Annotated in this window: 18 protein-coding genes; 5 read left to right on the plus strand and 13 right to left on the minus strand. The window is 71.3% G+C overall.

What is annotated here, in order from left to right; all coding sequences use genetic code 11:
- From AB0K60_RS11675 to AB0K60_RS11690, 4 genes are all read left to right on the plus strand, one after another.
- A partial coding sequence (locus AB0K60_RS11675; protein ID WP_364051792.1) for an ABC transporter permease occupies nt 1–3,008 on the plus strand: 3,008 nt, incomplete at its 5' end.
- Nucleotides 3,009–3,171: 163 nt separating this feature from the next.
- Nucleotides 3,172–5,928, plus strand: coding sequence for an FtsX-like permease family protein (locus tag AB0K60_RS11680; RefSeq protein ID WP_364051795.1), 2,757 nt, complete (start codon nt 3,172–3,174; stop codon nt 5,926–5,928).
- Nucleotides 5,925–6,914 (plus strand): ABC transporter ATP-binding protein, encoded by a 990-nt coding sequence (locus AB0K60_RS11685; RefSeq protein ID WP_364051798.1) that lies wholly within the window; start codon nt 5,925–5,927, stop codon nt 6,912–6,914. Before AB0K60_RS11680 ends, AB0K60_RS11685 begins: the two co-directional genes overlap by 4 nt.
- Nucleotides 6,907–7,611: an ABC transporter ATP-binding protein gene (locus tag AB0K60_RS11690; protein WP_364051801.1), complete on the plus strand. Its 705-nt coding sequence runs from the start codon at nt 6,907–6,909 to the stop codon at nt 7,609–7,611. The genes AB0K60_RS11685 and AB0K60_RS11690 overlap by 8 nt, the downstream gene beginning before the upstream one ends.
- 238 nt (nt 7,612–7,849) lie before the next feature.
- On the opposite strand, the gene holA is transcribed toward AB0K60_RS11690, so the two are convergent.
- On the minus strand, nt 7,850–8,821 hold the full coding sequence (holA, locus tag AB0K60_RS11695) for a DNA polymerase III subunit delta (protein WP_364051804.1): 972 nt from the start codon (nt 8,819–8,821) through the stop codon (nt 7,850–7,852).
- A 170-nt stretch (nt 8,822–8,991) separates the two neighbouring features.
- On the opposite strand from holA, the gene AB0K60_RS11700 reads away from it, so the two are divergent.
- A complete protein-coding gene (locus tag AB0K60_RS11700) occupies nt 8,992–9,135 on the plus strand; it encodes a hypothetical protein (protein WP_364052114.1) in 144 nt (47 codons plus the stop codon).
- A gap of 479 nt (nt 9,136–9,614) precedes the next feature.
- On the opposite strand, the gene AB0K60_RS11705 is transcribed toward AB0K60_RS11700, so the two are convergent.
- From AB0K60_RS11705 to AB0K60_RS11760, 12 genes are all read right to left on the minus strand, one after another.
- The gene (locus tag AB0K60_RS11705) at nt 9,615–9,800 is read right to left on the minus strand and encodes a hypothetical protein (RefSeq protein ID WP_364051807.1); all 186 of its coding nucleotides are present in this window, start codon (nt 9,798–9,800) and stop codon (nt 9,615–9,617) included.
- The gene (locus tag AB0K60_RS11710) at nt 9,797–9,967 is read right to left on the minus strand and encodes a hypothetical protein (protein WP_364047587.1); all 171 of its coding nucleotides are present in this window, start codon (nt 9,965–9,967) and stop codon (nt 9,797–9,799) included. The genes AB0K60_RS11705 and AB0K60_RS11710 overlap by 4 nt, the downstream gene beginning before the upstream one ends.
- Entirely contained in the window at nt 9,964–10,092 is a 129-nt protein-coding gene (locus AB0K60_RS11715) for a hypothetical protein (protein ID WP_364051810.1), read from the minus strand. Before AB0K60_RS11715 ends, AB0K60_RS11710 begins: the two co-directional genes overlap by 4 nt.
- Nucleotides 10,089–10,361, minus strand: coding sequence for a hypothetical protein (locus tag AB0K60_RS11720; RefSeq protein ID WP_364051813.1), 273 nt, complete (start codon nt 10,359–10,361; stop codon nt 10,089–10,091). Before AB0K60_RS11720 ends, AB0K60_RS11715 begins: the two co-directional genes overlap by 4 nt.
- Nucleotides 10,358–10,588 (minus strand): hypothetical protein, encoded by a 231-nt coding sequence (locus tag AB0K60_RS11725; RefSeq protein ID WP_364051816.1) that lies wholly within the window; start codon nt 10,586–10,588, stop codon nt 10,358–10,360. Before AB0K60_RS11725 ends, AB0K60_RS11720 begins: the two co-directional genes overlap by 4 nt.
- Nucleotides 10,589–10,704: 116 nt before the next feature.
- Nucleotides 10,705–10,923 carry a hypothetical protein gene (locus tag AB0K60_RS11730; RefSeq protein WP_364051819.1) on the minus strand — a complete coding sequence of 73 codons (219 nt, stop codon included), beginning with the start codon at nt 10,921–10,923 and terminating at the stop codon, nt 10,705–10,707.
- A gap of 108 nt (nt 10,924–11,031) precedes the next feature.
- Nucleotides 11,032–12,267: a helix-turn-helix domain-containing protein gene (locus tag AB0K60_RS11735; RefSeq protein WP_364051822.1), complete on the minus strand. Its 1,236-nt coding sequence runs from the start codon at nt 12,265–12,267 to the stop codon at nt 11,032–11,034.
- Between the two features lie 169 nt (nt 12,268–12,436).
- Nucleotides 12,437–12,787: a hypothetical protein gene (locus tag AB0K60_RS11740; RefSeq protein WP_364051825.1), complete on the minus strand. Its 351-nt coding sequence runs from the start codon at nt 12,785–12,787 to the stop codon at nt 12,437–12,439.
- A 2-nt stretch (nt 12,788–12,789) separates the two neighbouring features.
- Nucleotides 12,790–16,095: a type ISP restriction/modification enzyme gene (locus AB0K60_RS11745; protein ID WP_364051828.1), complete on the minus strand. Its 3,306-nt coding sequence runs from the start codon at nt 16,093–16,095 to the stop codon at nt 12,790–12,792.
- A 986-nt stretch (nt 16,096–17,081) separates the two neighbouring features.
- Entirely contained in the window at nt 17,082–19,574 is a 2,493-nt protein-coding gene (locus tag AB0K60_RS11750) for a ComEC/Rec2 family competence protein (protein ID WP_364051831.1), read from the minus strand.
- Nucleotides 19,571–20,074 carry a ComEA family DNA-binding protein gene (locus tag AB0K60_RS11755; RefSeq protein ID WP_364051834.1) on the minus strand — a complete coding sequence of 168 codons (504 nt, stop codon included), beginning with the start codon at nt 20,072–20,074 and terminating at the stop codon, nt 19,571–19,573. The genes AB0K60_RS11750 and AB0K60_RS11755 overlap by 4 nt, the downstream gene beginning before the upstream one ends.
- Before the next feature lie 933 nt (nt 20,075–21,007).
- Entirely contained in the window at nt 21,008–21,865 is an 858-nt protein-coding gene (locus tag AB0K60_RS11760) for a DegV family protein (RefSeq protein ID WP_364051837.1), read from the minus strand.
- Between the last annotated feature and the right edge of the window lie 159 nt (nt 21,866–22,024).

Raw genomic sequence — 22,024 nt, forward strand, 5'->3', positions numbered from 1 at the left:
GCAAAACCACCGACGGACGCGAAGGCGACCGCCCGGACGCGGCGGTCGGCGACGTTGGGGGCGACGGTGGTGACGATGGGGGCGACGACGAGGGCATCGTCGAGGTCGCGGTGGCGCGGCCGGTCGCCGAGGCGCTGAAGCTGTCGCCCGGGTCCGAATTCCGCGTCGTCGGGCGGTTGGACGGCGTGGCCGTACGGGTGCGGGTGACCGGGATCTTCCTCCTCACCGACCCGTACGCGCCCCGCTGGGCCGGTGACGAGCTGCTGCGGCGCGGGGTCGAGCGCGGCGACTACACCACCTATGGGCCGCTCGTCGTGCCCGAGGCGACGTTCGCCGGGCGGTTCGCCCACGGCGTCACCGCCTCCTGGTGGTCGGTGCCCGACCTCGGCGGCATGGCGCCGGACCGGCTGCGGTCGGTCGCCGCCTCGGCCGCCGGGCTGTCGGCGCGGGTGAAGGCGGACTGCCCGGCCTGCACCGCCTACACGAGGCTGCCGGAGATGCTCACCCGGCTCGACCAGGCCGCGCTGGTCGCCCGCTCCACGATGCTCGTGCCGGTGCTGCAGTTGGTGCTGCTCGCCGCGTACGCGCTCATGCTCACCGCCCGCCTGCTCGCCGACCACCGGCGTATGGAGGTGGCGCTGCTGCGCTCGCGCGGCGCGGGGGCGCCCCGGCTGGCGCTGCTCGCCGGGGCCGAGGCCCTGCTGGTGGCGCTGCCGAGCGCGGTCGCGGCGCCGTTTCTCGCCCCGCCGCTGCTCGGGCTGGTCGAGTCCATCCCGTGGATCCGGCGGGACGGTCCGCGGCTCGTGCCCGAGATCGGAGCGTCGGCGTTCGCCGTGTCGATCCTGGTGGCGATCGGCTGCGCGGCGTTGCTCGCCCTGCCCGCCGTACAGGGGATCCGGCGGACCTATGTGGAGGAGCAGGGCGCACGCGGACGCGGCGCCCGTCGCGGCCTGATCCAGCGCGCGGGCGTGGACGCGGCGCTGCTCGTGCTCGCCGCGCTCGCCCTGTGGCAGCTTCGCCGGTACGGCGGCCCGGTGACCGGCACGACCGGCGGCGGCCTCGGCGTGGACCCGCTGATTGTGACCGGCCCCGCGCTCGCCCTGCTGTGCGGCGGCATGCTCGGCCTGCGCCTGGTGCCGGGCGTGTCCGGGCTCGCCGCGCGGGTCGCCACGCCCCGCCGGGGCCTGGCCGCCGCGCTCGGCTCCTGGCAGGTGAGCCGCCGCCCGCTCAAGTACGCCGGACCGGCGCTGCTGCTGACGATGGCGGTGGCGATCGGCGTCCTGTCGATGGCCACGGCGGCCACCTGGCGGACCTCCCAGCAGGACCAGGCACGCCACCAGGCCGGGGCCGATCTGCGGATCTCCGGCTCGGCCGACGTGCCCGAGCTGGGGCCGCTGGGCCGGGGATCCGTCTTCGCCGCGCTGCCCGGCGTGACCGGCGTCTCCCCCGTCGTACGGAGCCCCGCCTCCCTGAACGGCGACGAGGTCACCCTGCTCGCCGCCGACAGCACCCGACTCGGCCGCCTGATGCTGCTCCGGGCCGACCTGCTGCAGCATCCCCAGCCACCGCGAAACGCCGACGACCAAGCGTCGGCCGATGAGGCGCGGGGGGCCGCGACCGCCGTGGCGTCCGTACTGTCCGCCGGACGTCCGGAAGGTGCCCCGCTCGTGCTGCCGGGCACGCCGAAGACGATCACGGTCCTCGTGCGGCTCTCCCTCGACTCCCCGGATCACGCCGACGCCTATGCCGGGCTGGCCCCGCGACTCGTCGCCGAGGACGCGCTCGGGGTCCGGCACGAGATCGCGCTCGGCGCGCTCACGCCCGACGGGCGCGCCCGCCGGATCACCGTCGACTTGGCGGCGCTCGCGGGAAGGTCGGGGCGGCTCGCCTATCCCCTCGCGATCCGCGGCCTGCGTCTCGACGTGCCCGCCCCGGCGACCGGCAGCGCGCTCACGCTCACCCTGGCGGAGATCCGTACCGACGCGGGCGAGGCGGCGAGCGTGCCGACGGGCGGCTCGTGGACCGCTTCGGTGCACGGCGGGGGTGCGATCGGCTCGGCGCGGGCGGCGACCGATGACGGGGTGCTGACGCTGCACGTGCCCGCCCCCGCTCCCCCCGAGTCCAGCGCGCGAAGGGCCGACGAGAGCGTCGCGGTCATGCCGGCCGGAGATCGTCCTGCGGGACCGCTGCCCGTCGTGATCACCGCCGACGTCGCCGCGCGCAAGCGCCTCTCCCCCGGCGGCACGACCAGCCTGCTGCTCGACGGCCGGCCCGTGCCGGTCAGGGTGGCGGGAATCGTCACGGCGATGCCCGCCGTCGATCCCACGAGCGGCCCGGTCGCCGCGGGCGCCGCGTCGCCCTCCTCGGCGACCGCCCAGACCGGTCCGGCGGTCCTGGCCGACCTGCGGTCGCTGCTCGCCCGCGACCTGGCCGACGCGGTCCCGCCGAGCACCGTCACCGAATGGTGGCTCTCCCTGCGCGACGAGACCGGCGAGGCCGCCGCCATCGTGGTCCGGCACCCCGAATGGGGCCAGAGCGCCGTGGACCGCGCCGCCCTCCAGCGCCGCCTCCTCGGCGACCCCCTCGCGGCCGGGCTGCAGGGTGCCCTGATCCTCGGCTTCGCCGCCGCCCTGCTGTTCGCCGTACTCGCCTTCGTCGTCAACGCCGCCGTCGCCGCCCGCGAACGGGCCGCCGAGTTCGCCGTCCTGCGCGCCCTCGGGGCGAGCCTCCGCCAGACCTTCGCCCTGCTCGCCGTCGAGCAGGCCTTCCTGGCGGTCCTGGCGCCGATCGTCGGCACCCTGCTCGCTCTCGGCGTCGCCGCCCTGGTCGTCCCGCACATCGTGCTGACCGGCCAGGCCGCCGCGGTCACCCCCGACGTGCTGCTGACCATCCCGTGGGCGGCCACGCTCGCCCTCCCCGTCGCCGTGGCCGCCGCCCTGTCCGCGATCGTCGCCATCCTGGCCCGCTCGGTGCACCGCACCACCCCACCCCCGTCGGAGGAACGATGAGACTCCCGCGCCTCACCGCCCGCCGACACGCGGCCACGCCCGTCCCCGGCACACTCCGGGCGCGACTGCGCCGAGGCACCCCCACCCAGTCCCCTCCGCCCGGCACACGCCGCAGCGGCGCGAACCACGGCCGCCGCACCCACCCGATCGGGGTGAGGCAACGATGAGCCCGCTGCGGATACTCGGCGTTCACCGGGGGGTGGCCGCCCTGCTCGCGCTGCTGACGCTGAGCGCCTCGCTGCTGGTGGCGGGGCTGCCGCAGGTTCTCGACGGGTCCTATGACCGGGCCGTACGGCAGGCGCTGAGCGAAGAGCCGCCGGAGACGACCGACCTGGTCGTCTCGTTGCGGCCGGAGTGGGCCGGTGACCTGCTGACGAGCACCGGCGAACTCGCCGAGAAGGACACGCTGTGGCGCGGGGCGCTCCCCGCCGCATTGCGTGGCGTGGTCCTGGACGGCGCGAAGGCGGCCAAGGCGGGGGCGTTCTACGGCGCCGTGACCAACGCGATGCCGCTGGCCGACCGGATCGCCGAACAGGATTACGCGCTGCAGTTCCTCACCCTGGGCTGGTCGGCGGGGGCGGATCAGCGGGTGCGTTACGTCGCCGGTTCGCCGCCGGGGCCGCCGAAAACGATGAAGGACGTACCCGGCTATCCCAGTCTGGGCGCCGTGCCGGTCTTCGACGTCGCCCTGTCCCGGGCCGGGGCCGAGGCGATGAGTCTGTCCGTGGGCTCGCTGCTGCTGCTCGGCGGCGCCGAACCGGTGCTCGCCCACGTCACCGGCCTGTTCGAGCCGGTGAACCCGGCCGACGCGTTCTGGCGGCGCAACCGGAGCCTGCTGCGCGTGTCCATCCGCAAGTCCCAGGCCGACGAGGACGAGCAGCACCTCACCGGCCTCATCGACGGCTCCGGCCTGCAGCGGCTCCGGGGATACAACGGCGACCTGCGCTACCAGTGGGTCCTGCCCGTCGACGGCCGCGCGATCACCGCCCGTACGGCTCCCGCCCTCGTCGACGCGCTCGACCGCTTCCACGATCTGCTGGGGGAACGGACCGCCCGCCCGGACGGCAGGGCGCGGTTCGAGCTGGAGACGGGCCTGGGCAGCGCGCTGACCCGGTTCCTCGACCGCCGACGCACGGCCGACGCCCTGATGTGGCTGGTCATCGGCGGCCTCGCCGTGGTCGCGTTCGGCGTCGTCGCGCTCGCGGTGCGGTTGCTCGTCGGTCGCATGCGCCCGTCGCTGGCCCTGGCGCGTGCCCGGGGCGGCTCGCTCGCGGGCGTCGCCGGGGTCGCCGCGGGAACGGTCGCGGCGGTGTGCGTCCCCGCCGCGCTGGCCGGGTACGGCCTGGCGTTCCTTGTGCCGGGCACGGCGACGGCGGCGGTGCACGCGGGACCGCCGCTGATCGCCCTGGCGGCCGTCGCGCTCGCCGCCGTGTTCGCGGCGGCGGACCACCGGGTGACGTCGCGGGAGCGGCGGGAGGACGTCGCCGCCCGCCGTCCGTCTCCGCGCCGCCTCGTCGCCGAGGCGCTGGTCGTCGTGCTCGCCCTCGTCGGCGCCTACCTGCTGCGCACCCGCGGGCTGACGGCCGCCGGGACCGCCGGGACCGCGGGGGCCCCGGCGAGCCCGGCGGGCGCCGACCCGTTCCTGCTGGTGGTGCCCGCCGCGCTCGCCCTGGCCGCCGCGCTGGTCACCCTCCGCCTGTACCCGTATCCGCTGCGGCTGCTGGCGCGGCTCGCCGCCCGCCGCCGTTCCGCCGTGCCCTTCCTGGGGCTGACGCTGGCGGCGCGGACCGGGGCCGCGGGGGCCCTGCCGGTGCTGATCCTGCTTCCCGCCCTCGCCGTGTCGGTGTACGGGGTCGTGGTCGCCGACGCGCTGGACTCGGCCCAGAACCTCGCCGCCTGGCGGACGGTCGGCGCGACCGCCCGGATCGAACGCCCGGCGGGCCCGCCCGGCCCCGCCGTCGAGCGGATCCGGAGCGTGCCAGGGGTGAGCGCCGTCCTGCCCGCCCTCACCGGCGAGGCGTCCCTCGGCGTGCGCGGGCAGAGCGTCAGCGTGGTGGGCGTGGACCTCGCCGCGTACCGGACGCTGCTCGCCGACGGCCCGCTCACCGTGCCGTCCCCGCCGCCCGTCACATCGGCCGACACGCCGACCGGCACCGTGGGCGACGCGAGCGCTCCGGCCGTGCCGGCGCTCGTGACGGCCGACCTCACCATGTTCTCCAGCTTCGAGCTCGGCTGGCATAAGCGGATACGGGTGGTGCCCAAGGGCGTCATCGACGGCGGGCTGCCCGGACTGGCACCCGACCGGGGCGGCCTCGTCGTCGTGCCGTACCAGGAGCTGCCCCGGGCCGGGCTGGGCGACCTGGCGAACGTGCTCCTGGTGGGAGGCGACGATCCCGATCCGGATCTGCTGCGCGAGGCGGCCGGAGGGACCGGCGTCTCGGTCGTCACCGTGCGCGCCGAGGCGGACCGGCTCGCCAACGCGCCGCTCACCGCCGCGATCCGGACCGTGCTGCGGGTGGTGACCGTGGCATTGGCCGCGTACGCCGTCCTGTCGGTGGTCATCGCGCTGGTCGCGGGGGCGGACGGCCGGGCCGTGAGCCTGTCCTACCTTCGCGCGCTCGGGCTGTCGGAGGGCCAGGCGCGGAACGTGACCGTGCTGGAGGTCGCCCCCGTCGTGGTGTGCGCGGCCGTCGCCGGGCTGCTGCTCGGGCTGGCCCTGCCCGCCGCGCTCGGCCCGGGCATCGACTTCTCGGTGTACGCCGGGTCGCCGGGCGTACACGACCGTCCGCTCGCCCTGACCGTGCCGGTCCTGCTGACCGCCGGTCTGGCGGCGTTGGCGGTGCTCGGCGGGTTCGCGCACGCCGCCGCCGGCCGCCGCCGGTCCCCCGGATCCGTCCTTCGAGCAGGAGACGCCACGTGACTCCGTCCAATCCGTCGGCTCCCGCGCCGCCGTCCCAACCCGGGTCGGGCGAGCACGCCCACCCCGAGCATGCCTACCCCGATCACGCCCACCCCGAAGCGCACATCGTGTGCGACAACTTGGTGCGCATCTACAAGACCGAGGGCGTCGAGGTGGTCGCCCTGCAGGGGCTGGACCTGCTGGTCGGCAAGGGCGAACTGATCGCCCTCGTGGGCGCCTCCGGCTCGGGCAAGTCGACCCTGCTGAACGTGCTGTCGGGCCTGGACGTGCCGACGGCGGGCGTGGCCCGGGTGGCGGGCACCGACCTGCTGTCGATGACCCACCGGGACCGGCTGCGCTACCGGCGCGAGGTCGTCGGGTTCGTCTGGCAGCAGACCGGCCGCAACCTGCTGCCGTACCTGACGGCGAAGGAGAACGTGCTGCTGCCGATGCGGGTGGCGGGCGGCCGGGCCGCGGCCCGGATCGGCGGCAGGCGCGCCCGCGCGGCCCGCGCGGACGAGCTGCTGGACCTGCTCGACGTGGGCGACTGCGCCGACCGCCGCCCGGCCGAGATGTCCGGCGGCGAGCAGCAGCGCGTGGCCATCGCGGTCGCGCTCGCCAACCGGCCCGAGGTGATCCTCGCCGACGAGCCCACCGGCGAGCTCGACAGCGAGGGCTCCGAGCAGGTCTTCGAGGCGCTGCGCGGCGTCAACCGGGAGCTCGGCGTCACCGCGGTGATCGTCACCCACGACCCGGCGGTGTCCGGGCAGGTGGACCGCACCGTCGGCATCCGCGACGGCCGTACGAGCAGCGAGACGCTGCGCCGGGAGGCGTCCGACGGCCGGATCATCGCCGAGGAGTACGCGGTGCTCGACCGGGCCGGGCGGCTGCAACTCCCCCGCGACTTCATGAACGCCCTCGACCTGCGACGCCGCGTACGTCTGGAACTGGAGCACGACCACATCGGGGTGTGGCCCGACCGACCTCAGGAAGGCCGTGATGAGTGATCCGCTGGTCATCGCCGAGCACCTGCGCAAGGTGTACCGGCAGGGGGCGCGAGAGGTCGTCGCGCTCCGTGACGTCTCCTTCGAGGCCCACCCCGGCGAGCTGGTGGCGATCACCGGCCGCTCGGGCTCGGGCAAGACGACCCTGCTCAACCAGATCGGGGGCCTCGACCGCCCCGACGCCGGAGAGGTGACGGTCGCCGGGCGCCGAATCACCGGCCTGCCGGAGAGCGAGCTGCTGCACCTGCGGCGGGAGGTGGTGGGCTTCGTCTTCCAGTCGTTCGGCCTCATCCCCGTCCTGTCGGCGGCCGAGAACGTCGGCGTGCCCATGCGCCTGACCAACACCCCCTCCGCCGAACGCGACAAACGCGTCGAGGAGCTCCTCACCCTCGTCGGCCTGTCCGCCCACGCCAACCAGCGCCCGTACGAGCTCTCCGGCGGCCAGCGCCAGCGCGTCGCCATCGCCCGCGCCCTGGCGAACCGCCCCCGCCTGCTCATCGCCGACGAGCCCACCGGCCAACTCGACTCGCAGACCGGCCGCCAGATCATGGAGCTCATCCGCACCCTCGTCCACACCGAGGGCGTCACCGCCCTGGTCACCACCCACGACCCCGCCCTCATCACCCTCGCCGACCGCGTCCTCGAACTCCACGACGGCGCCTTCCGCACCGCCCAGCAAATTCCGGCGGTCCAAGGCTGAGCCCGCGACCCCCGGCACCGACCGCGTACTCGAACTCCACGACGGCGCCATCCGCACCGCCCAGCAGGTACCGGCGATCCAGGGCTAAGGCCGCGACCCCCGGCACCGACCGCGTACTCGAACTCCACGACGGCGCCATCCGCACCGCCCAGCAGGTACCGGCGGCCCAGGGCTGAGCCCGCGACCCCCGACACCGACCGCGTCATGGGGGGCTACGGCACCGGCTGCCTGAACGCGGCTAGCGGCCGTTGCGGCTGGCGCAGATGGTCTGAACGGCGCGTTCGAGTGCGTAGGCGGGATCGGTGCCGCCGCCCTTGACCTGTTCGTCGGCCACGGCGACGGCCTGGATGGCGGCGCTGAGGCCCTCCGGTCCCCAGGCGCGCAGGCGGGCCTGGTAGCGGTCGGCGAGCCAGGGCGGCATTCCGAGGGTCTGGGCGAGTTTGGCACCGCGCAGGTTACGGGCGCCCGCGACCTTGGCCAGGGTGCGCAGCTCCTTGGCGAGGGCGCTGACGATCAGGACCGGGGCCGTGCCGGTCGCGAGGGACCAGCGGAGCTGTTCCAGGGCCTCGGCCGTCCTGCCCTCGGCCGCGCTCTCGGCGACCGAGAAGCCGCTCACCGCCGCCTGCCCCCGGTGGTAGCGGGCGACGGCCGCCGCGTCGATCGTCTTCTGCTCGGCCGGGGTGTCGAACGCCAGTTGACTGCACGCCGACGCCAGCTCGCGCAGGTCGTTCCCCACCGCGTCCAGCAGCGCCTGCGCGGCGTCGGGCGCGATAGTACGGCCCGCCCGCTTGATCTCCGACCTGATGAACTCCAGCCGCTCGGCGGGCTTGGTCACCTTCGAGATCGTGACGACCGCCGCCCCGGCCTTCTTGAGCCCGTCCACCAGCGCCTTGCCCTTGGCCCCGCCCGGATGCGCGAGCACCAGCACGGTGTCGTCGTCCGGATGCGCCGCGTACTTGACGATCTCCGCGATCACGTCCTTCGCCAGATCGTGCGCCGACCGCACCACGATGACCGACCGACCGCCGAACAGCGACGGCGACGACAGCTGCGTCATCTCCCCCGGCTCGACCTTGCCACCGACCAGCTCGTGCGTCTCGGCATCGGGCTCCGCCGACCGCACGGCGTTCACGACCGCCGCCACCGCCCGGTCCACCAGCAGTTCCTCATCGCCGACCACCAAGGTCACGGGTGCGGGAGTCGTCGCCATGCCAGCAGCATGCCACGACCCGCACCGCCCCCGCGCCAACCGACCGGCACGGGCCGCCACCGCACAGCCGGTCACTAGAGGAGTGCAAGTCCTCCTCAACTCGCCTGCAGGCGTCGCGGGCCATTCTTGAGACACACCGAAGAAAGAAAGCGAAAAACGCGATGAACACCGTGATGCGACACCACGACTGTCCGCGCTGCGGGACCACCCTCGACGACGGCCCCGTGCTCTACCGTTGCGCGCGCTGCCGCAAGTCGGTCTACGCCGCCGACCTCGACACCGAGTTCCGCCACTACGTGAAGACCGCCGTCTGACCGGGCCACCGGTCCACGACACGACAAGCCCCGCGCCCCCTTCAGCACGTGGAGGACGCGGAGAACACATAACACATCAGTGCCGCATAGGCACTGGACACTCAGAACGGCCCGACCCGCGTCGGGCCGTTCTGAGTTTGAGGAAAGGCCCCGGTTTTAGCGCGAGGAGTAGGCGACGGCCGACCTCGGTAAACGGGAAGCGCGGGTGTTGTGCTCAAAGGAGCCAACCTGGCCGACCTCGAAGCGGTCATCGCCCGGACTCAGACGTAGGTCGGATGCATCAAGCCTACGTACCGGCACGGGAAAGGCCCGGCATCCACCGTGGACAGGGTTGTGGCGGTGGATGCCGGGCCTGGGTGTGGCCGCCCGCCGTGGGGGTGGCGGGGCCACGGATGGTCGGGCGCGACGGCACGGTTCACCCCGGGGTTGCATCCCTCGCTCCACAGAGTCACCGGGGTTCGCATGCCGCCGCGCCCAGCTCAGTCGTCCTTTCCGGGCGTCAGCTTGTCCCACAGCTCGGCCGGCGTCTTGCCGTCGCGGGTCTCACCGCGACGGGTCGCGTAGTAATGGGGGACCTCCCCGGCCGCCGACCTGGACTTCCAGATCTTCCAGCCGGGGTAGGCCCTCCGCACCAGTTCGATGCCCTCGTCGTCGTCGCTGCTCACGGCGTCTGCCCTCCTTCCCGTGTCCGCTCGCGGCAGGGCCCGTCCACGGCGGGCGGGTCGTCGTCCACGGCCTGGTCGTCGTTTACGGGCGGTGGGTCGTCGTCCCGGAAGCGGTCGGGCGAGGCGATGTAGGCCATGTGCGAGAGGAACTGGGGTCCGCCGATCACGCCTGCCTCCCGCACGGATCCAGAAAGGACGGGTAATGCGCCTCCAGCCACGACAGCAGCGCCTCCAGCGCAGCCGCGCCCTCGCCGGTCTCCTGGCCGCCCGCGGGCCCGTCCTGCCCGCTCACGACCGGTCTCCGGCCAAGGCGAGGGACATCTCCGCGGCCCTCATCTGTTCCCACAGTTCCTCGGCCGTGTGGGCATCGACGACCAGGGGGCGCGGCACGGGCAGGGCCGCGAACGCCCAGAAGGCACGCGACCAGGGGCCGTACAGGACCGTCCACGCGGGTTCCTGGTCGTTCAGCGCGTCCGCCTCCGCCCTGCGGTGCCGATCCCAAAGGCGCCGCCGTACCGTCTGGCGCGGCGCGCCGAGGCGGTGCCTCCCCCCGGCGGTCACACCCGCCACCTCGTTCCGCACCGCTCGCATCGCCCGCTGGTCTGCGTCTTCTTCACGAAGAAGCTCACCGCGGGGCACGCGCCGTTGTTGCAAATGATCTGCCGCTCGTAGTCGTTCTCGCGCTCGATGCGCGCCTTGCGCAGTGGCGAGCGGGACTTGCCCGTCCACCCCGTGTCCGCGTCCTTCTCCCCGCCGCCGAGGATCTTCTTGAGGATGCCCACGGTCACTTTCTCCCGGTTCCGGGGGAAAGGATCGGGCCGGTAATCTGCTGCATGGGTCAGGACCTACCTTCCTGATCAAGGGGCCCGTCGAGTCGGTGCAAGGCTCGGCGGGTTCCGGTTTTTCATGTCGCCTCGGCGTCCTTCAGCAGCCGCCCCAGGGTGTCGATGTCCGCCGCCCGGACGGTCCGTTCCTCGTCGTCGCGGTGGCGGGCGATCCAGTCGCCGTGGCGGCCCTCGGGCGTCACATCGCGGACGATCAGCCAGTCGGCGTAGGCGGCCTGCAGCACCTCGGCAGGGCTCGGCCACGGCCCGCGCCGCTCGGCTGATGGACCAGGATGCATCTCCCACCTCCGACACGAGACGGTAGGCAGCGAGCGCGACCCGTAACAGCAACGGGGCGTGGCTTCATCGCCACGCCCCGCCGCGAACGTCTACGTTCCGTAGGCCCTCTACCCGACCCCCAGGAAGTCGGCGATCTCGCGCTGCTGCGCGCTCGGCACGCGGGTGCGCGCCTGCAGGATGCGCTCGGCGACATCCCGTGCACGCTGCTGGTAGCGCAGCCACTCGGGGCTTTTCGCCTTGAGCCCCTGCAGGACCTCGGTGGCCTGGTCGGCGTCGCCCACGTCGACCAGGGCGCGGGCCCGCTCGATCTGCCCCCTGTTCCAGGTGGAGGAGTGCGGACGGCCGGCGGCCGGGTCGATGTCATCCATTGCGGCGAGCGCCTGCCCCGGCTCGCCGGAGACCATCGCGACCTCCACACGCATCAGGCCTACGGAGACAGGGCCGAACGCCCGGTAGCCGGAGAGGTTCATGTGCTCGACGCCGAGGCGGGCGGCGGCCGTCTGGGCCAGCGACAGGTACTCCTCCGCGTCCGGTGTGCGGTTGTTCCGTGCCGCCGCCCCGGCCGCGCGTATGAGCAGCCACCCCCACGCGGCGAGTTCCTCCGCGCTCGCCTGCGACATCCGCGGCTCGATCTCCTGCGCGGCGTTCACACACAACTGCTCGACCTCGCCGAACCGGCCCTGCCGGATCATCGCCCACCCCTGCAGGGCGATCGCCGCCGCCGCCAGTGGCACGTTATCGATTCGCAGCGCGTCTCTCAGCGACTGCTGAAGGGCGGTCAGGGCGAGATCGTGAGCGCCGACTTGGATGAGCCAGCGCCCGGCCACGCTGAATGCGTCGGCGCGCAGGCGTAGTGCCTCGCTTCCGTCGTTACCGTCGTCGAGGCGGCTCACATGGAACTGCGCACTGCGGATCAACGAGGGGAGAAGCGGGGCAATGCCGTCGTACCGGTCGGCGTGGTAGGCGAGCGCGACGGCGTCGACGGCGTCCCGCAAGCGAGGCAGGTTCACCTCGTCCCCGTCGGCCGTGCCGTACAGGGGCGTCCCGTGAATGCCGATGGCAGGTGTGATCGCCGCGCGCATGTCGGCGAGCAGCGTGGTGGTCCCGGACTCGGCGACGGGCGGGGGCGGACCGGGGGCCACGAACCACACGGTGGTGACGCCGAGGACCTTGGCTATCTGGCGGTAGGTCTCCATGCGAGCGCTTCCGCCGCCCTCGATCTTCTTGATGCATTGGACGCTGAGGCCGGCGGCCTCGGCGAGCGCCTCCTGCGTGAGCCCGCGTCGCCGTCGCAGATCCCTCAGCCGTGCGCCCGGTTCTTCCAAAGTGCTACCGTCGTACATGGCCCTGCCGTTTCTCCTGGAAGCCCTGGAACTCTTTCAGGCTAGGCGCGCAGGGCCTAATCACGCCACGCTTTCGCGCGGGCGCGATATGAGAACGACGAAAACGCCCCCGCCCTCCCGCAATGGGACGCAATGGGAAGACGGGGGCGTTTTTACGGGTGGTGCCTGATTAGACGTAGTAGCCGCTATTGAAGTCGTAGGCGTAGGAGTCGACGTTCCTGCCTTCCGCCTTATCCAGGTAGACGATGTCACCGCTGTCGTTCAGCCAGTAGCCGTTGTAGCCGCAGCGGAAGTCCATGTGGTAGCCCTGCGGCTCGTCCGGGTCGGTCTTGTCGACGCCGACGTCCGAGGTGACCACGACGGCTCCGCCCGGCTTGACGGTCGTGCCCTCGGGGAGAACGTAGACGTTGCCCCATTCGCCGTCGGCGCTGTTGAAGGTGGGGGACCTTGAGATCTTCTGGTGATGGTCCAGTGCAGCGGCCTGAGCGAGGCCGACGGGATCCCGCCTGTGAGGCCCCACGGTCACAGCAGGGTAGGGGCCTCCGAGGATTCGGCGGGAGGGGCCTTCCGCGCGCCAGCAGGAACCGGGAAGACGTTTGACTCCTCCAGGTCGGCTACGGTGACGAGTTGGCCGTTGCAGATCCGCTCCAGTAGGTCGGCCTGGTCAGGTTCCAGCTCCACGCAGAGTGTGAGCACGTGGAGGAGTTGGAGGAGTTCGGTGGTGAACTCCGCGGGCCACTCCTCTGTGTGGATGTCGTCGAGGGGTGAGGACTTGCGACCTGTCGGGTTCTTCTTCCGGTAGCCGAACCACTTCTTGACGATCTTCATTCCGGAAACTTCGTATGCCCACACCTCGGGGCGCACGGGCGAGATTTGGCCGAGGCCGACATGGAGAGTGGCTGTCTCGGCGTCATAGGAGATGTCATCAGGCATCTCCTCGGCGGTCCCCGGAATCGCCACCTGGACCTTGGCGCGCTGACTAGGAGCCGGCTTGGGCGGACCGGCAGGACGGCCTTCAGCGGGATCTGCGAAGCGTTCGCCGTAGGTATGCAGCCAGATGACCCGTTTGCCGAGTTGTACGGCTTGTGCCCACAGTTCCGGGTCGGCGGTGAGTGGCACGCGTACGCCTGGGGTTCGCAGGTTTTCCGCGAAGCGGGCTGTATAGCCGCTATGCGCAGTCACCGCCGCGATGTAGGCCAGCACGTCGGGAGCCGTCACGGACAGGCCGAGGCGCTGCGACAGCAGACGGGCAAGGCCTGGGGCGAGGTTGGCAGATCCGGCAGCGCGGTCCCGGTAGAGCGGCAGCACTCGCCCACCCCGTCCGTTGGTGTGATCCATATCAGGAACATGCGCAGTGAAGGCCAAGCCGGGGCCCATTTCGAGCGGGTGAGCATGCTGCTCAGTAACAAAGACTTGTGAATCACTAAACACTCGCCAGAGGTCTGGGCTCGGCGCATGGTGAAGACGCGAGTCAGGTATCAACCATTGGCGATCGAACGAGCGGTACGCCACACGAATAGGTGACGGACAGCTTCCACGTTCCTCTTTGAAGGGATAGTTCCGGGCCGGTTGGCCGTGGAGTGGTTGACGAATTTTCGTGAGATTGGCGTCCCGAGACTCCCTGAATAGGGTCGATTTACGATCGTCGAGTGCTGCCACAAGCCGATTCCAACGTGCCCGTAAAATGTCAGGGTTGGGGCCATACACCCAGGTCCGGTTGGGCTTGACGCCGGGAGCCTGCCAGGGCATCAGATCCCCGAGCGCGGGATAGCTCACCCAGTCGTCTGCGCCTGCGGGCTGAAGTCGGTCCTGCCAACCGGTCGCGCAGTCGGTCCACTCCGGGCTATCGAGGGTCAGGCCCGTCAGATGGGCGAACTTCTCCGATCTATGTCCGGACAGGCTGACATGGTGAATCCGCGCTGCTGTCTCGCGGTTACCGGTGCCATACCGGACGAAGACTCCGATACATAGTGGTTGCTGAACGCCGGCGAAGACCCTCGTCGGCACGTCGGGTTGATGCCCTTCGGGCGAGAGATCGATGATCCAGCCCTCATCGGCCGTCCGGCGCAGGTACTCCCGCATGCCAGCGAAACCGGGGCCGGTTGTGTAGCCCGACGTGGTGATGAACGCGACGATGCCAGCAGGATGCTCGGGGTGGGCGTCGAAGACTTTCCATGTCGCCCACCGCCAGAAGTACACGTAGAGATTCGACAGCACGTACTCGTACTTGCCGAGCCCCGGGGCTTTGAAGGCGTGTAGTGGGATACCGTGCCCAGAGTTTTTCGCGCCTTGTTCAATCCAGCCACCCAGACCTTTGGCCCGCTCTCGGTAAGGGGGATTACCGATCACCACCTGAACCGGCGTCTCTCGCTTGACCCGATTTGCCTCCCGCCGAGAGCGGACGATCGGTTCGTACATCGAGCCGAGATCGAGCTGCGTGTTCTCAAACGGGCTGTCAAGAGTGTCGGCGACGTATAGCTTCTGATCCTTCTCGGAAATTTCGGCGCCGTACTCGGATTTGAGTGCCTGGTTCAGCCGTAGCTCGGCTACCGCATACGGCCCGGCCTGCCGCTCCATCCCGACCAGACGGCCGAACAGGTTCTTCAGGCGGCCAGGAATCGCACCCTTGCCCTCCTCTTCCTCCACCGTCCGAGCCACCGTCTCGACGATGTTGAGCAAGTAGGTTCCGGTGCCCATGGCGGGGTCCACGACCACGACGTCCCCGGCGGCAAAGCCCCCCTCCCGCCCGAATTTGTCATGCAAGATGTCGTCAACGAACCGGACCATGAACGAAACCACCTGGTTGGGCGTGTAGTACGACCCGCTCTGCCTGCGAAGATCAGAGTCGTAAACCTCAAGGAAGTGCTCGTACAGGTGCAGGTAGGAGTCCGCCAAGCCGCCGCTGATCCGGTCCCAGTCCACAGCGCCAATGACACGCTTGAGCGTCTCCACGACGACGCTGCGGCCCTCCACGGCGTCATGCGTCAGTACTGCGAGCGCCTTACCCATCAGCGAGTGGTTCTTGCCGAGCTGGGCGGCGATCTGCCCCAGGGTCCGGCCCTCGAATACGATGCCGTCAACTCGGGCGAGCAACAGAGCGAAGGTGATCGTCTGGGCGTATGCGTCGGCGAACTCTTCATGCGTCAGGCCAGGGAACAGGAGCCTACGCCAGTCCCGGCTCAGCTCGGTGAAGACCTTCTGTTCCTCCTCGCCACGGCGTTCGCGGTCGATGGCTTCGTTGACCTCAGTGCGCAGCAGCTTGCATAGACCGGCTACCGCTCGAACGAGCTGGCGGACGTTGCGCGGCGGGTCCGGTTTCCAGAGCAGGAATTCGGTGACGATGCGGGCGAACTCGCCGTCAAGGGGGGCGAGCTTGTTACCGGCCTTGTATACGTCGCCGTTGAGCCGGGCAATCTGCCCGACCAGCTCCCCATTTCGGAACAGCGCCCACAGAGCACCATCGGTGTAGAGCACGTTCGGCAGCAACCGCAGCTTCTCCCACTGCGTTTTCTCGTGCTTGTTGGGGGTCCAGACGGTCGGTACACCCCGACCCGGGGCCTTCAGTTCGACGTAACCCACCCGCGCACCAGCCACGTCCACGGCATAGTCCGGGCGCACGCCGAGCGAGGCCAGAGAGGTCTCGCCGATCATCACCAGGGAGACACCCAAGGCTTCGGACATGTCATGGAACAACTGCTCCAACGGCGCACGAAGCTGATCTTCAGGCTGACCGCCACCGTTCAACTTGGCAGCGGCGGCCTTACCGAAGCGCGCCACTGCCGCAGTGGCCTTATCGAGCAGCGGCTTAGGGGGGATCGCTGCAGCCATGGGCACCTGTTCGATGTGGAGTCTTCGCTGAACTGGTTACTCGTGTGTCTGAGGTAACCGGTCCCTGCGAGTTTCACACGTTCCAGTCGATCCTTAAAGCCCTCAAATGTCCATATTTTTTCAGGCCACGCTATACAGGTTTCGGCAGAATAAAACCTATTAAACATCATGACCTTTATGGTCGGATAGCTTCTTGAGTAGATCGGGCTTGCGACGTGGGCCTGCCCTACCGGCGGCGGTCACGCTTGGTCGATGCGCTGCCGGAGGGCCGGCTAGAGCCGTGCGCAGCCTTGAGCCAAAAGGTCAGCGGAACGGTCAGTTTTGACCGCCTCCATGTCCGCCTCAGCGTCTTGGCGTCCGTGGTGCCCGTACGGACGATCTCCACCTCGGGTGGGCGCGGCTCGCTCATCGGTCGCGGTTCGTGTGGGCAGAGCAGGAGGCATGGGACGGGTCGCGCCCGCAGTCGGGACAGGCAGTGCCCTCGGCTACGTCGGCAGCCAACTTGCGAAGCACGTCGGAGAACCGGCGAAGGTGATTTCGGCGGCCTCCAAGACGTCGAACTGTTCTCGTATGGTCCGCTCGCTCAGTCGATGTGTAGGAGACCAGGCGAGCCACGGAGGGGAATGCGCCCGGCTATCAGGACCGGCGTGGTTGGCGAGGCTTCCTCAGCAGAGCCGTAGCGCGGTTAGTGGAAACCCGCTGGCTGATCTTACGAACCTCGTTCAGCAGGTTGTCCCGAGTGAGGGGACGGCCTTCGGCGGCAAGCTTCCGGGCGACCTCGCGTCCTGCGGGGCAAGGTCATCGACGTTAGGCGCGGGACGAGTCTTGGCGGGCCCTTCCCGTCTTGGTCCCCTTGCTGCGGCGGAAAGATTATCGGCCGGAATTCGGGGGCAGTCGACAGAGTTACAGTCCGGCCCTGGCCCCGAACCTCATTGCGGGGTGGGGGACTGTTCGGTTGGCTGGACACGCCCTTCGCCTCCACGGGGTCAGGGCGCGGGCCGGTCGCGGGAGAGCCCGGAGCGGGTGTTGCCACGAGGGGATACGGCGAGACGGCCTCCTTCGGTGACCACGGCGAGGTCGCCTTGGCGGTCGGTGCGGTAGACGCGGACGGACAGGGCGGCGAGGCGGGCGAGGGTTTGGGGGGCGGGGTGGCCGTAGTCGTTGTCGGCGCCGACGCTGATGAGTGCCGCGCTGGGGCGGGCGGCGGCGAGGAAGGTGGGGTCGCCTCTGGCGGAGCCGTGGTGGGGGACCTTGAGGATGTCGACCGGCGGGACGCCTTGGCGGAGCAGGGCCGTCTGGGCCTCGGATTCGATGTCGCCGCTGAGCAGGGCGGAGCCGGACGGCCAGCGTAGGTGGATCACCACGCTCGCGTTGTTGACGGCGGAGCCCTCACCGGCGCCGTCCGGGATGGGGGGCGCGCCGGGGCGGGGGTCCGGGGCGAGGACGGTGAGTTCGGCGGGGCCGAAGCGCCAGCGGGTGCCGGGCGGGGCCACCCATTCGGGGGTTCTTCTGCGGCGGAGTTCCAGCGAGAGGCGGGCGGTCTCCGGGGCGGGCCGACGACCGGGGCTGACGAGGGCCGCGCCGACCGTACGGTGGCGGAACACGCCTTCCAGGCCGCCGACGTGGTCCAGGTGCGGGTGGGTGAGGATCAGCAGTGGGACGCGGCGAACGCCCAGGTCGCGGAGGCAGGCGTCGATGAGGGTCGGGTCGGGGCCGGTGTCCACTACCACGGCGCGGTCGTCTCCGGCGGACACGACCAGTGCGTCGCCCTGTCCGACGTCGCAGGCGACCAGCAGCCAGCCCGGCGGCGGCCAGGGGGCGACGACCGGGGTCACGGCCACGAACGCGATGGTGACGCCCGCCGCCAGCGCGAGCACGACGCGGCGGGTGCCGACGCGGCGCAGCAGCAGGTGGCCGACGGTCGCGGAGAGGCCGAGGAGCAGCAGTCCGAGCGGGCCGCCCGGCCAGGGCAGCACCGCCAGCGGAAGGGCCGCCGCTCGTTCCGCGACCAGGATGATCCAGCCGACGGCGAGCCCGGCCGGGCGGGCGATCCACTGGGCGGCGTCCATGCTCACCGGGGCGACCAGTGCCGTGACGAAGCCGAGCACGGTGGCCGGCGCCACGGCCGGGCCGGCGATCAGGTTCGCCGGTACGGCAACGGCCTCGATCTGGCCGGAGATCAGCACCAGCACGGGCGTGACCCCCGCCTGGGCCGCCGCGGGCACGGCCACGGCCTCGGCCACCCAGCGTGGCACGCGGGGCGGCAGCCTGGCCGCCAGTCGGTCGCGCCAGCGCGGAGCGAGCACAAGGATGCCAGCGGTGGCGGCGACGGACAGGGCGAAGCCGTACGAGCGGGACAGCTCCGGGTCGAAGAGGATCAGCACGAGCACGGTGGCCGACAGGGCGGCGACGCCGTCGCGGGCCCGGCCGGTGCCGAGGGCGATCGCGCCGACGACGCCCATGAACAGCGCCCGCAGCACGCTGGGCGACGGTCGTGCCACGATGGCGAAGGCCACCATCGCCCCCGCGACGACGACGGCGCGCGCGGCCAGCGGCGCTCCCACCGCGCGGGCGAGCACGAGCGCAGCACCGCCCACGATCATGAGGTTGGTCCCGGACACCGCCGTCAGATGGCCCAGCCCGGCGGCGTTCAGATCGCCTCTGACCCGCTCGTCCATCCGGGACAGGTCACCCACCACCAACGCGGGCAGCAGCCCCCGCTGGTCCTGCGGCAACGCATCCGCCGCGTCGCGCAGCCCTTGGCGCAACCGCCCCGCCACCCGCTGCACGAGCGACGGCCCGCTCAGCACCTGTGGGGGGCCGCGTACCAGCATGACCGCCACTCGCAACTCCGCCGGATCCGCCGGGCTGAGCCGTCCGCGCACCCGCACCCGCTGGCTCGGCAGCAATCCCGTCCACTCCCGTCCGCTCGCCAGCAGCACCACGGGCGCCCACACCGAGGTCCGCCGCCCCTCCACGTCGATCACCTCCGCCCGTCCCTCGACGACCACGCTCTCCCGCCGCACCACCCCCTTACGCGCGGAGATCACCCGTGGGTCCCCGCTCAGCACCACCTCGGCCATCGCCACCGCCCGTTCCCGCGCGAGCTCCGCCACCGGTCCTGAGCTGACGAGGTGCGTCCACCACCCGATGCCCGCCCCCACGGCGGCGACAGAGCCCAGCACTCCGATCCCTGCCCGCCGCCACCCACTCGTCTCCCCTCGCCTGGTCCGGTCGGCCGGGCGGTCACGCCCCTTTCGGGAAGACCTGATCAGACGCGCGGCACGGGCAGCGACGGATTCGCGGGTCGGCGCGAGGGCCAGGACGATGGCGCTCGACGTGGCCAGGGCCGCGACGGTCCAGGCGATCGGCGCCGGATGGCCGAGCAGGGTGAACGCCGTCGCCCATGCCGCCAGCGCCGGAGCGACGAGGATCAGGGAGTGGGTCCGGCGTGGCGTCTGATCGACCATGGTCCTCATACGCGGACCTTGTCCCTCAGCTCCGCGAAGCGCCGATCGCCGATGCCGGTCACGTCGCGGAGTTGCTCGACGCTGCGGAAACCGCCGTGGGCGTCCCGATACTCGGTGATGCGCCGCGCCAGGATTTCGCCCACCCCCGGAAGCCGCTGGTCGAGTTGCTCGGCGGTCGCCAGGTTGAGGTCGAGGGGGTCGCCCGGCACGCCTCCAGGCGCGGCGTCGTACGCGGCCGCGCTGCCGGAGGCGACGCTCGACGGAGCCTGTCCGGATGAGGCGTTGTTCACGGGGGCGCCCACGATGATGTGTTCGCCGTCGACGAGGCGGCGGGCCAGGTTGAGAGCGCCCGCCTTGGCGCCGGGCCGCAGGCCACCGGCCTTCTCTATGGCGTCGGTGACCCGGGAGCCTCCTGGCAGCACGAGGACGCCGGGCTCGCGTACCTTGCCGGTGACGTACACGGTGACGCCGGACGGGCTCGGGGACGGCGAGGTCGCCACGGCGCTCACGGCTCCCACCGGCGCCGGCGGAGGAAGCGGTTCCGCCTCCGGGCGTGACCGCCATGCGTAGACGGCCGCCACGATCGTCGCCAGGGCACCGAGCAGGAGAAGGACTCGCAGCCCCGGGCGTCCCGGATCGAAGGATGCCGCGCGGTCTTCGAGCGATTTCCGCGCCCGCTCCACGACGCCGCTCGGGGACGGCGGCGGTGGCCCGGCCGCCAAGGATTCCGCCTCTGCGGCCCAAGACTCCACATGAGCGTCGATGTCGCTTCCGGCCAGGTCGTCATCTCGGCGATCGTCATGCAACGGTGCCGCGGGTGTCCCGGGTGTCCTGGATGCCGTGGGCAGCGTGAGTGGCGTGGGTGTCGTGAAGACGGCGGGCGTCACCGCATCAACGAGCCCGGCGCGCGGCCCGAACTCCCACGCGACAGGGAACGGTTCCTCCTGAGGCGACGGCTGAACCGGCGCGGAAGGGGTGAGCAGGGCCCGGAGGCGGGCTTCGGCGACGGCGGTCGCATGAGGCGGAGATGTCTTTCGCATTTGGGTGACGGTAGACGGGCGAGGCGCGGGTCACGGCAGCAGAATGGCGTTCTGGGGATATCGCGCCGACCGTCTGTCCGCGTCGGGTCCGGGCCGCGATCTCCGGGCCGCGATCTCCGGGGCGAGATCTCCGGGGCTTCGGTGGGGGTCACGCACTGTGCATCCGCCCTGCCCGTTCACGAGGGTTGTGATCCCATATGACTCGAACACAAAGTTCGGACCACTGCCGACGTAGTTCACGCACAAGTCGCGCAAGCGCGTTTTGTTCCCTGTGGAGGAGAAACTGACGGAGCGGTTGTTCCGCTCCACATCGTCCGGAAACGCCCTCACGGCAACTTTGCATCTGCGACGGCGGTCCGAGCGGAGGGGCCTCGTACGCCAGGCCGCCGGGATGATCGCCGTTCAGTCCGCCGAAGGGTGAGGCGGCGCGATGGTGACGCCCAGCATGCCGGGGCCGGTGTGGGCGGCGATCACCAGGTCCGTCTCGGTGAGGCGGAGTCGGTTGAGGCGGGGGATGCGCTTGGTCAGGCGTTCGGCCAGATCCTCGGCTCGGGGCAGGGCGGCCAGGTGCTGGATGGCGACGTCCACAGGGTCCTCCGCGGCGGCCTGAACGGCGAGGTCCTCCAGACGGGCCAGGGCGCGGGTGGCGGTGCGGACCTTCTCCAATGGGGCGATGGCACCGTTGCTGATGTGCAGGAGGGGTTTGATGGCCAGGGCGGAACCCACAAGGCTGGCGGCGGCGCCGATGCGGCCGCCGCGTCGCAGGTACTCCAGGGTGTCGAGGTAGAAGTAGCAGTGCACGGAACCCATGCAGCGGCGGGCGGCTTCGGCGGTCTCGGTGAGCGGGGCTCCGTGGGCGGCGGCAGCGGCTGCGGCGAGGACCGGGAAGCCCAGACCCATGCCGAGCGAACGGCTGTCGAGGACCTCGACGGGGATGGGCGGGTCGGCGGCGGCGAGGCGGGCGGAGTCCACGGTGCCCGACAATTCGGCGGACAGGTGGATGGAGAGCACCCCGGAGGCGCCACGCCCGGCCGCCTCCTCGTACGCCCGTCGGAACGCCTCGGGCGACGGCCGCGAGGTGGTGATCGGAGACCACTCGCGCAGGCGCGCCGCCAGGTCACCCTCGCGGAGTACGACATCGTCCATGGTGCGGCCACCGGCCAGCACTTGGAGCGGGATCACGACGATGCCATACCGGTCGGTCTCTTCCGGATCAAGGCAGGCGGTGGAGTCGGTGACGATGGCGACCGAAGGCGGCATGCCCAGAGAGTAGTCCGCCACAACCGGTTGTGGACGGCCCGAAGACCACTAATTCGTCGCACAATCGTCCGATCCGGCGCGCGCTGGGTGCCCGAGCACGCCAGCACGGAAAGCGCCCCGACCGCCGCCCGTCACGGTCCCCGACCCGCCCTCCAACAG

The organism is Thermopolyspora sp. NPDC052614 (genome assembly GCF_040678635.1).
GTDB lineage: Bacteria > Actinomycetota > Actinomycetes > Streptosporangiales > Streptosporangiaceae > Thermopolyspora.

Coding starts and splice junctions, on each gene's coding strand:
- AB0K60_RS11735 (WP_364051822.1), bottom strand. CDS start 12,267: ATGTACGACGGTAGCACTTTGGAAGAACCGGGCGCACGGCTGAGGGAT.
- AB0K60_RS11760 (WP_364051837.1), bottom strand. CDS start 21,865: ATGCCGCCTTCGGTCGCCATCGTCACCGACTCCACCGCCTGCCTTGAT.
- AB0K60_RS11680 (WP_364051795.1), top strand. CDS start 3,172: ATGAGCCCGCTGCGGATACTCGGCGTTCACCGGGGGGTGGCCGCCCTG.
- AB0K60_RS11750 (WP_364051831.1), bottom strand. CDS start 19,574: ATGAGGACCATGGTCGATCAGACGCCACGCCGGACCCACTCCCTGATC.
- AB0K60_RS11690 (WP_364051801.1), top strand. CDS start 6,907: ATGAGTGATCCGCTGGTCATCGCCGAGCACCTGCGCAAGGTGTACCGG.
- AB0K60_RS11730 (WP_364051819.1), bottom strand. CDS start 10,923: ATGCATCCTGGTCCATCAGCCGAGCGGCGCGGGCCGTGGCCGAGCCCT.
- holA (WP_364051804.1), bottom strand. CDS start 8,821: ATGGCGACGACTCCCGCACCCGTGACCTTGGTGGTCGGCGATGAGGAA.
- AB0K60_RS11745 (WP_364051828.1), bottom strand. CDS start 16,095: ATGGCTGCAGCGATCCCCCCTAAGCCGCTGCTCGATAAGGCCACTGCG.